Origin of the sequence: Faecalispora jeddahensis (genome assembly GCF_000577335.1) — a bacterium.
GTDB lineage: Bacteria > Bacillota > Clostridia > Oscillospirales > Acutalibacteraceae > Faecalispora > Faecalispora jeddahensis.
On record NZ_CBYL010000071.1, the window covers coordinates 1 to 10,340 of the forward strand.

Consider the following 10,340-nt stretch of genomic DNA (forward strand, 5'->3'; position numbering starts at 1 on the left):
TCTGTGTGCAGATTCAAACTGGTGAGTCATTGGCTCAAAAATACGGCTTTCGGTGTGTGCACAAAATAAACGCGTCCTCGTGAAAGCGAGGGCGCGAATCGGGAGCGGACACCGTCCGCTGTGTCATCCGGTCGAAATGGATGTGCAGGATACTACTCATGAATCGGAACCAATCCATTTACTTCGTTAATTAGCTCCCTTAGCTGTGAACAGGCATTGGTACTGTCTGTTCCGGCCGCGGCAAAAATTGAATTTACTTTCTCTTTGTAACCGATCGGGTGAATGTGAAAATGATCTATCATACTGACGGCCTTCTTTTCATTTATGCAGTATTGTTCATTTATCGCAAACAATACTTGGTTCAGCGCCGAAACCGCTCGCACGATATGTGCGGTAACATAATAAACGTCATCTTTCGTGGCGCTGCTTTCCGCAAACATACAGGAAAATCCGGCTTCGAACCCAAAGAAACCGACGATCGCTTTCTTCAATTTTGGCGGGTACTGCTCCGCCACACTCTTTCGGGCAAAAACACGGCCCTGCTTATCCCACAATATTTTGCAGATTGCCAATTCGCCCATGTACATCGAATTGATATAGGCATGGGGATGCCCGGTTTGATAATGGGCCGAGAGATTTCCTTCCCGACATTCCGCAATCACATTTTCAACTCGTTCAATATCGCGAAGAATAAGGTCAACATGATACCCATTCATAATTAGCCAGCCGCCGCCATTCACCCAGTTCCCCCATGCGCCGGGAGGAACCACCAGATTTTCTCTGTGTTCGTCATCCAAAAGCTGCGCCGCCTTGTTCAAAGCGACAAGGTCGAATGCGGTACGACCATAATAGACGCCAATGTCAATATCCGATGTCTGGGCATGCGTTCCCCTTGCGCGCGAGCCGCCAAGTACAATAGCCTCAACCCCTGAAATCCCTGCCAAAGTTGTTACCGCTTTATCCAATATGGTTCTGATTTCATCCATGCGTAATCCCCCATACTTTTGTTGATATAAACAATTAGGCTAAAGCGAATGCATTTCTGCATCTGCTTTAGCCTAATAACCTTGGCGCGCCCGAAGGGATTCGAACCCCTGACCTTCTGATTCGTAGTCAGACACTCTATCCAGCTGAGCTACGAGCGCAAATCGCTGAAACATGTCCTAAGACCGAACAGCTTTATTATTATATGCAAAGCAGGCTGAAAAGTCAAGTGATTCTGAAAAATAATTTTCCGCAGAATGCGAACGGCCCGCTGCCGATTACAGCAGCAGGGCCGAAAATCCGATGGGCGGAAGCGTTAGAATACTGCCGGACGGCGGCTCCCCAAGCAGGCAGGTCGCTTTCTCCCAGCCTGCGGGCAGGGCGACCTGCTCCGCGGCACTGCCGGAATTGAGCGCGATCAGCAGGCGCTGTGTTTTTCCCTCACGGATGTAACACAGACATCGGCGGAATGCAGCCACCGGTACCAGCGGGGAATCCTCCAGCGCGGTGCGGGCGGTCTGCCGCAGCTTTGCCAGCGAACGGTACCATTCCGTGAGAGCGGCATCTTCTTTTCCCCACGGGAAGCACCCGCGGTTGAAGGGGTCGCGGTAGCCTTCCATTCCGGCTTCGTCCCCATAATAAATGCATGGGACGCCCGGCAGGGTATACTGCATCAAAGAAGCGCCGCGCAGCCGCCGCAGGGCGATCCCGCGCTGCGTGGGGCTCAGGCGCTGGCGGCTCTGCCACTCACGGTCTCTTCCGTTCAGGGCTTCGCCGCCCAAGACGGTGAGCGCGCGCTCGGTGTCGTGCGTGCCAAGGTGATTCATCAGGCAGCGTAGCACCTGCGGCGGGTAGTTTTCCTGCACGGTGAGCAGGATTTCCATCGCGTCCTTGGCGCGCATTCCGGTAAAGAAGCCCAGAACCGCGTTGCGGAATGGGTAATTCATCACGCTGTGGAGCTGATGGCCCTGAAAATAACGGCGGCGCTGCCCGTAGGCGATTTTGTTGGAAGCGTCTTCCCACACCTCGCCCAGAATCAAAGCGTCGGATTTTTCCTCTTTGGATGCTTCGACAATCTTTTCGAGCAGCAGATCGGAAAGCTCATCCGCTACGTCCAGCCGCCAGCCTGCCGCGCCCAGGCGCAGCCACTTTCGCACAATGCCGTCCTTGCCGCACAGGTACTGCTGATAGCTCTCGCAACACTCGTTGACGCATGGCAGGGTAAGAAAGTCCCACCAGCAGTCGTATTTGTCGGGCCACGACGAAAAGCCGTACCAGTCGTAATACGGGGAATCCTTCGACTGATACGCGCCGGGGCCGGGGTAGCGCCCCTCGCGGTTGAAATAGACGCTGTCGCTGCCGGTGTGGTTGAACACCCCGTCCAGCAGAATGTGGATGCCGAAGCGTTCCGCCTCCCGGCACAGCTCTGCAAAATCCTGTTCTGTGCCGAGCAGGGGGTCGACGCGGCTGTAGTCTGCCGTGTCGTACCGGTGGTTGGAATGGGCCTCGAAAATCGGGTTCAGATACAGGCACGTGACCCCCAGCGATTGCAGGTACGGCAGCTTTTGCAGAATGCCCTGCAGATCGCCGCCGAAAAAGTCACGGTTTGTGATTTCGCCGGTTTCGTCGGGCTGCCACTGCGGCTCTTCTCCCCACCCGGCGTGCATTTTTCGCCCATAGGGGATGTTTTCCTTTTTCTGGCCGGAGCAATAAAAGCGATCGGGGAAGATCTGGTACAGGATCCCGCCCGGGAGCCAGCGGGGCGTTTCAAACCCCGGCTCGTATACGGTAAGCTGCCATTTGCTCGCCCCGGAAAGCTCCCCCCGGCCGCCGAACGCGCGGTTCAAGCCGAGCATGCCCCGGTTCGTCTGCAAGGAAAAAGAGTAAAAATACAATCCGCTGCGCGGCGGGATGAAATCGCATTCCCACCATTCCCGGTCGTCCCCGTTCATTCCGCACCAGAACATTCCCCAGTGAAATTGCTCGCCGCCGTCCTCCTGTAGGTTCAGTGTGGCGGCGGTGCATTTCAGGCCGCGGGGAAGCGTGATCTTAAAATGGATACTCTGCCCGGCGGGAGTGGCCCCTACGGGATTTTTATACACAGGGTTCCTGGAATCAAACATGTTCTAAGAAGCTCCTTTTTGCCGTTTTTCGGCGGAGCGTCATTGCTCCGCCTTTTCTGCGGGTTCCTTTCCCGCCTCGGGCACCGGCTCCGCATTCCAGATCTCTGTGGCGTACTCGCGGATGGAGCGGTCGGCGGAGAAGCGCCCCGCATGGGCGGTGTTGACCAGCGCGATGCGGTACCACTGCTCGGGGTTCTGGTACAGCTGCTGCGAGAGGCGGCGCGCGCGGGTATAGTCATCAAAGTCCGCCAGCACCATATAGGGGTCGGAATTTTTCAGCGAATCCGCAATCTGGCGGAAGCTGACGCCGGCAAAGCCGCGGCTCATCTCGTCGAGCGCCTGGCGCAGAACGGGGTGGTTTTGGTAAATACCTGCGGGATAATATCCGTTTCTTTTCTGCTCCTGCACTTGCGAGGTGGTCATACCGAACAGCAGGATGTTTTCATCGCCCACGGAGTCGTGGATCTCTACGTTTGCACCGTCGAGCGTGCCGAGCGTCACCGCGCCGTTGATCATGAATTTCATGTTGCTGGTGCCGGAAGCCTCGGTGCCCGCAAGCGAAATCTGCTCGCTGATATCCGCCGAGGGAATGAGAAGCTCGGCGAGCGTCACGCGGTAATCCTCCAGATAGACGATCTTCATCTTCTGATTGACGCGCGGGTCGTTGTTGATGGTGTTGCCCAGATCGACAATGAACTGGATGATCTGCTTTGCCATATAGTAGCCCGGCGCGGCCTTCGCGCCGAAGAAATACGTTCTGGGGGTAAAGTCCGCGTTCGGGTTATCGCGCAGCCACTGGTAGGTGGCGAGGATTTCGAGCGCGTTCAGGTGCTGGCGTTTGTATTCGTGCAGGCGCTTGACCTGTACGTCGAAGATGGAGTCGGGATCGACCTCAATCCCGTTGTTTTTCCATACATAGGCGGCGATGCGTTCCTTGTTGCCGCGTCGGATTTTCGCCATGCGCTCGAGTACGGTCTTGTCATTCTGGTATTTAAGCAGCCGGTCGAGCCGGGCGGCGTTATGAATGTATTCCTCACCGATCAGCTCGGTGATCAGCGCGGCATATTCGGGGTTCGACTGATTCAGCCAGCGGCGGTAGGCGATGCCGTTTGTCACGTTGCGGAATTTTTCCGGCATTTCAGTATAGAAATCGTGGAATACGGTCTGCTTTAAAATGTCGCTGTGCAGCTGCGACACGCCGTTGATGGAGTGGGTGCTCACGACCGCAAGGTTTGCCATTTTCACATAGCCGTCGTTGAGAGGGGCCATGCGCCCTACCTTGTAGCCGTCCACGCCTTTTGCGTGCATTTCGGCACAGAAGCGGCGGTTGATCTCCTCCACGATCTGGTAGATGCGCGGCAGACGGCGGCGGAACAGATCCACGCCCCAGCTCTCAAGCGCTTCTGTCATGACGGTATGGTTCGTATATGCCATCGTGCGGTGAACGATACTCCAGGCCTGATCCCACCCGTAGCCGCATTCGTCGAGCATCACGCGCATCATTTCGGGGATCGCCAGCACCGGGTGCGTATCGTTGAGGTGAATCGCGATCTTTTCCGGCAGATTGTCGAGCGTCCGGTTGATGGAAAGATGGCGCCGGATGATATCCTGAATCGTGGCGGAAACAAGGAAATACTGCTGCGTCAGGCGCAGACTCTTGCCCTCGGGATGGTTATCCTCGGGGTACAGCACCTTGGTGATGACCTCGGCCATCGCGTTCTGCTCCATGGCGCGCAGGTAATCGCCGCCGTTGAAAAGCTTCATGTCAAAATCCGCTTCGGCAGAGGTGGCGGCCCACACGCGCAGGCGGCTTACGCCCCGGCCGTCCATACCGGCCACGTACAGATCATAGGGAACCGCCAGCACTTTTGTGTAGTCCTTGTGGCGCACAACGTGATACTGGTTGTTCCACGATTCTTCGATCGTTCCGTCAAAATGCACCTCGACCGCGCGGTCCGGCACCGGCTGAAACCACACGCTGCCGCCCGGCAGCCAGAAATCCGGCAGCTCTGTCTGCCAGCCTTCTACCAGCTTCTGGCGGAAAATGCCGTACTCGTACCGCAGCGAATAGCCCATCGCCGGGTAGCCGAGTGTGGCGAGTGCGTCGAGAAAACAGGCCGCAAGCCGCCCCAGACCGCCGTTGCCGAGGCCGGCGTCCGGCTCCTGCTCGTAGAGATTGTCAAGGTTTACATTCATGCCGCCGAGCGCCCCGCGGAACGAATCCTCCAGCCCAAGGTTGAACAGATTGTTTTTGAGCGAGCGCCCCAATAGGAACTCCATACATAAATAGTAGATGGTTTTGGTGCTTGTTTTGGCTGCGGTCTCCCGGAACTCCTTGCGGCCCTTTACCAGCATGTCGCGCACGACGAGGGCCACGGCCTTGTAGTACTGTTCGTCGGTGGCGTCCTGCCATTCCACGCTCATCTCATGGCTCAGCGTTTCTTTGACGCGCGCCTGAATTTCTTTTTTCGAAAGCGTATAATTCATGTGATCCTGTCCTCCGATTCTATACATAAAGAAGCACTTTTTCCCTATCATATGCCAAGTAAGATTTATGTTTATTGTATACCAAAAAGAGCCGAAATACAATTCCAATAAACTGACAGAATAAAAGAGAAAAAAACGTAAATTTTGCCCGTATTTTCAATAAAAAAGATTTGCTGCCTTCAAAACTGCTTTCTTTTGCTAGTGGGTGAAAATTGGTCTAAATTTAGTTATATTCAACAAAATGAATTTCTTGTGCGCGGCCCTCTTCTCCGCCCGCCGGCGAAAGAAAATCCGGCAAAACGCGACAGGCCCTTTCCTAATTGCGCAAAATGGCTTATAATAAAAGAGATTGTATGGAATGCCGGCCTGCTGCCAAGGCTGTGAAAGGATGGTCACCATGAATAAGATTAAGGTGCGTCTGAATATTTGCGGAACCGAGTGTACCCTTACATCGGAGGATAACGAAACCTATGTGCTTGCACTTGGGGATGAAGTAGAAAAGAGCATTCAGAGCATTATGTCCAAAAACGACCGGGTTTCTTTAACCCTGGCCGCAATCATAACCGCTTTGTCGTTCTGCGACGACGCGAAGAAAGCCGCCGCTGCGGCGGATAATCTGCGCTCGCAGATCAAGGATTACCTGGAGGATTCCTCCCGCAGCCGCCTGGAGGCCGACGAGGCCCGCCGCGAAATCGAGCGCATGAAGCAGGAGATTCAGACCCTGCGCGCCCGTCTTTCGGCAGGGGAAGCCGCCCAGAACCCGGCCCGTGAGCCTGCGCGCTCCGTGCCTGCGGTGCCGGTGCCGGAAAAGCCCGTGCCTTCGCCGGAGCCAAAATCTTTGGAAGAACCGGAAGGTCCCGAGTCTCCTTACGAGGAGGAGCGGCCGGAGGAAACCCGGCCCGCCGCGCCCGCCGTACCGAACGTGCATACCGGCCATTACTCCCGCCCGGCGTCTGCCCAGGTGCCGGAGGAGCTGGACCGCAGCAGTTTCATGAGTTTTTTTGAAAAGAAAGAAACTGACTGAACGCTGAACATACCTGCGCGAAGGAAGAAAGGGACACTGTGATGAGCAACCGAGATTATACCATCGTCATGGTACTTGCGGCTGTGATATTTCTGGTGGGCTATAATGTTCTGGGGACGATTACGTCTGAGCCGTCGTCTTCCTCCTCGTACGGGACGGTGATGGTGATTGTGTTTGCCCTGTACATCGTTTATCTGGACAAATGCCGCAGAAAGCCGAAGAAGTAGGCCGCGGGGGAAAGAAACTGTCATACTTGAATCAGGTGATTTTAAAGTACCCTGGCCATCAAGTGAATTGACTCTATTTTATGCTGAATAAAGGTTGGGATACAAACCATGGAAATTTTATCTCCCGCCGGGTCGCCGGATTCTCTGATCGCCGCGGTGCGCTCCGGCGCCGATGCGGTGTATCTGGGCGGCAGCGCGTTTTCCGCGCGGGCGGCGGCGAAGAATTTTGACGATGACGCCCTGCGGCAGGCAGTGGAATACTGCCATGCCCGGGGCGTTAAAGTCTATCTGGCGCTCAATACCCTGCTGCGGCAGGAGGAGCTGCCGGCCGCGCTGGAGCTGGCCGAATACGCCTGCTCTCTCGCGGTGGACGCGCTGATCGTTCAGGACCCCGGGCTGATCGCGCTGCTGCGGGAGCGCGCCCCGGGGCTGAAGCTCAACGCATCGACACAGATGTCGATCACCAACCCGGCGGGTGCGCGTCTGCTCGCGAAAAACGGCTTTGCCCGGGTGGTGCTGGCGCGCGAGCTGTCCCTTTCACAGATTCGCGAAATCAAGGACGGCACGAAGGATACGCCCATCGAAATCGAGAGCTTTGTGCACGGCGCGCTGTGCATGTCGGTATCGGGCCAGTGCTATTTCAGTTCAGTGCTCGGTTCGCGCAGCGGCAACCGGGGCATGTGCGCCCAGCCGTGCCGTCTGCCCTTTTCCGTGCCCGGCGGCACGGGCCATGACTTGAGCCTGAAAGATCTTTCGATGATCGCACGCATTTCGGAATTAGAGAATGCCGGCGTGACCAGCGCAAAAATTGAGGGCCGCATGAAGCGCCCGGAATATGTGGCGGCCGCAACGGCGGCCTGCCGGTATTCGGCCGATGGCCGGTCGATCCCGCCGGAGCTGACGGAGAATCTTTCCGCCGTGTTTTCCCGGTCGGGCTTTACGACGGGCTACCCCGACGGCAAGTTCGGGAGGGAAATGTTCGGCATCCGTTCCAGGGAGGATGTGACCGGCGCGACGAAGGATGTGTTCGGACAACTGCATGCCCTGTACAAGGACGAGCTGCCGCGTGTGCCGGTGCGGCTGGAGTTAATGGTGCGGGCTGGGCAGCCGGTCACACTTTCGGCCGCCGATGACGGTGGTCACCGTGCTGAGGCTTTGGGCGAGTGTCCCGAGCCGGCGCTCAGCCGGCCCATCGACGAAGAGCGATGCCGCACACAGCTGCAAAAGACCGGCGGCACCCCGTTTTTCGCGCAGGAGGTGCAATGCGAAATCGAACCAGGGCTTTCTCTGCCCATCTCGATGCTGAACCGTCTGCGCCGCGAGGTATTGGAGCAATTATTGGTCCTGCGCTCGCAGAGAAAGCCGGTGCCGTTCACACGTCTGACCATTCCGGCAGCCGAGCCGCATCAGCCCGCAAAGCTGCCGCGTCTGCGCGCTTCCTTCCGGCGGGAGGAAGATGTGCCGGAGCTGGCAAAACAGTGCGAACTCGTGTATCTGCCGGTGAATGTGCCGGAGAAACAGTTTGCAGAGCTGCTTTCCCGGGGCTTCCCGATGGCGGCGTCTTTACCGCGCGGCATTTTCGGTTCGGAAAACCGGCTGAAGGAGCGCCTGGAGGCGCTGAAGAAGATCGGTGTCCGCGATGTGTGGGCTGGAACGCTTGGCGCGGCTGGACTTGCGCTTGAAAGCGGGATGAAGGTTCATGGCGGATTTTCACTGAATGCGATGAATACCTCGGCGCTCGAGTGGCTGAGCCGTCAGGGCCTGTGCGACACCGAGCTTTCGTTTGAGCTGACGCTTGCGCAGGCGGCCGCGGTCGGCGGTGATCTGCCGCGCGGGCTGGTGGTGTATGGCCGCCAGCCGCTGATGCTGTGCCGCAACTGTCCCGGCAAAAACGGCTCACAAAGCTGTGCTGATTGCGGCGGCAACGCGTGGCTGACCGACCGGCGCGGCGTGCGCTTCCCGGTGATGTGCGACGGCGACGCGAGCGAGGTGCTGAACTCGGTTCCGCTGTACCTGGCGGACCGGATGCGCGAAGTTCGCGGGCAGGATTTCGGGGTTTTAAGATTTACTGTGGAAAACTCTGTGGAAATTGAGGAAATCTTTCGGAATTATCTTGGTTTGCGGGCTGTGGAAAATACAAAACGCGACAAAGAGCAGCAGCCTTTTACACGGGGTTTGTATTATCGTGGAATTGAGTAGCAAAAGCAGGCAGGAGGAACAAGCATGGAACCCATTCGATTTCAAAAATTGCATCCGAACGCGGTGATTCCGCAAAGGGCCACTCCCGGCAGCGCGGGGATGGACCTTGTGGCTTGTATAGAGGAGCCAGTGCTTCTGCCGGCAGACGGGCGGGCGATGGTCCCGACCGGGCTGGCGATGGCGATTCCCACTGCAGAGTGGGTGGGCCTTGTGTATGCCCGCAGCGGCCTGGCCGTGCGCCATGGGATCACCCTTTCCAACAGCGTCGGCGTGATTGACAGCGATTACCGGGGTGAAATCCGCGTAGGGCTGTGCAATTTGGGGCAGGAGCCCTATACCATTCAGCCCGGCGAGCGGATCGCCCAGCTCGTGATTTCTCCGGTGCTTCTGCCGCCCGTGGAAGAGGCGGACGAGCTGGACAGCACCGAGCGCGGTACCGGCGGATTCGGCTCCACCGGAAAACGGTAACGGACGGAAAAGAGGAGAACCACGATGAAACATAATTGGCTGAAAAATTTGTTTCTGGTTATTCTGCTTGTGCTGGCTGTGGTGCTGGGCAAGCTGCTCGGCACGGTAACGGCAAAGCTTCCATTTCTCGCGTGGCTCGGCATGAGCGCCGATTTTGGGCTGAAGCCGGTGACGGTTGATCTGGCCGTGGTCAATTTTACATTCGGCCTGATGGTCAATATCAATGTGGCGCAGGCGCTGCTGCTCGCGGTGGCGATTCTCGCGTTCAGCGCGATCCGTCTGCGAGCCTGAGCGGCAGGCTGAGCCTGCATGCGCATCGCGGGACAGTTCGGAGGAAGACTTCCGCTTCGCGCTCCATTCGTCGCGGCAGGCTGAGCCTGCATGCACATCGCAGGGCAGTTTGGGGAAAGACTTCCGCTTCGCGCTCCATTCGTCGCGTGTGCGCTGGCTGTTTCCGCGCGGGAACAGTCAAAAAGTGCGGCAGAGCCGCATTAAGAAAACACCGAGCCAACGAGAGCGCTCTGAAAATGTCCGCCGACAGACGGAATCGCAAGGCTCGTTTCCAGATGAAGCTCGGAGAGTGGGCATTTTCATTGGAGCGCCTTACGGATAGCTTTTGTTTGCACTGTCAGGAGTCGTTCCCCAAACGGATTCCAAAAGAGTCCTTTGGAAGGCCTTTGCTTAAACGCCGTCCTTTCATGAAAGTAAGTGCCCACCCCGGCCTGAGGGGCGAACTGACGAAAAAAGAATATTCCCTGCGCGGGGCCGCCCTACAAAGACTTTCCTCCTTTTTTAAAATAGGCGGATTGTCAAGAGAAGTGCAACAGA

Annotated in this window: 9 protein-coding genes and 1 tRNA gene; 6 read left to right on the top strand and 4 right to left on the bottom strand. The window is 57.1% G+C overall.

The features are described 5' to 3' along the window. Nucleotides 1-152 precede the first annotated feature (152 nt). The 4 genes from TY09_RS16655 to TY09_RS16670 all read right to left on the bottom strand — a co-directional run bounded on the left by TY09_RS16655 (nt 153) and on the right by TY09_RS16670 (nt 5,594). The gene (locus tag TY09_RS16655) at nt 153-986 is read right to left on the bottom strand and encodes a nucleotidyltransferase domain-containing protein (protein ID WP_042436691.1); all 834 of its coding nucleotides are present in this window, start codon (nt 984-986) and stop codon (nt 153-155) included. 82 nt (nt 987-1,068) lie between these two features. Then, nucleotides 1,069-1,145: transfer RNA gene (locus TY09_RS16660), tRNA-Arg, on the bottom strand. A gap of 117 nt (nt 1,146-1,262) precedes the next feature. Further along, on the bottom strand, nt 1,263-3,107 hold the full coding sequence (locus TY09_RS16665; protein WP_042436694.1) for a glycoside hydrolase family 13 protein: 1,845 nt from the start codon (nt 3,105-3,107) through the stop codon (nt 1,263-1,265). A 39-nt stretch (nt 3,108-3,146) separates the two neighbouring features. Beyond that, a complete protein-coding gene (locus TY09_RS16670) occupies nt 3,147-5,594 on the bottom strand; it encodes a glycogen/starch/alpha-glucan phosphorylase (RefSeq protein ID WP_042436696.1) in 2,448 nt (815 codons plus the stop codon). A 397-nt stretch (nt 5,595-5,991) separates the two neighbouring features. On the opposite strand from TY09_RS16670, the gene TY09_RS16675 reads away from it, so the two are divergent. The 6 genes from TY09_RS16675 to TY09_RS18760 all read left to right on the top strand — a co-directional run. After that, nucleotides 5,992-6,618: a cell division protein ZapA gene (locus tag TY09_RS16675; RefSeq protein ID WP_042436699.1), complete on the top strand. Its 627-nt coding sequence runs from the start codon at nt 5,992-5,994 to the stop codon at nt 6,616-6,618. A gap of 41 nt (nt 6,619-6,659) precedes the next feature. Continuing rightward, a complete protein-coding gene (locus TY09_RS16680; protein WP_035316515.1) occupies nt 6,660-6,845 on the top strand; it encodes a hypothetical protein in 186 nt (61 codons plus the stop codon). 108 nt (nt 6,846-6,953) lie between these two features. Continuing rightward, a complete protein-coding gene (locus TY09_RS16685; RefSeq protein WP_042436702.1) occupies nt 6,954-9,044 on the top strand; it encodes a U32 family peptidase in 2,091 nt (696 codons plus the stop codon). A gap of 24 nt (nt 9,045-9,068) precedes the next feature. Continuing rightward, nucleotides 9,069-9,512 (top strand): dUTP diphosphatase, encoded by a 444-nt coding sequence (dut, locus tag TY09_RS16690; RefSeq protein WP_042436704.1) that lies wholly within the window; start codon nt 9,069-9,071, stop codon nt 9,510-9,512. A 24-nt stretch (nt 9,513-9,536) separates the two neighbouring features. After that, on the top strand, nt 9,537-9,803 hold the full coding sequence (locus TY09_RS16695; protein ID WP_009061132.1) for a DUF4321 domain-containing protein: 267 nt from the start codon (nt 9,537-9,539) through the stop codon (nt 9,801-9,803). A gap of 236 nt (nt 9,804-10,039) precedes the next feature. Next, the coding region (locus tag TY09_RS18760; protein ID WP_147584733.1) for a hypothetical protein at nt 10,040-10,340 on the top strand (301 nt) is incomplete at its 3' end.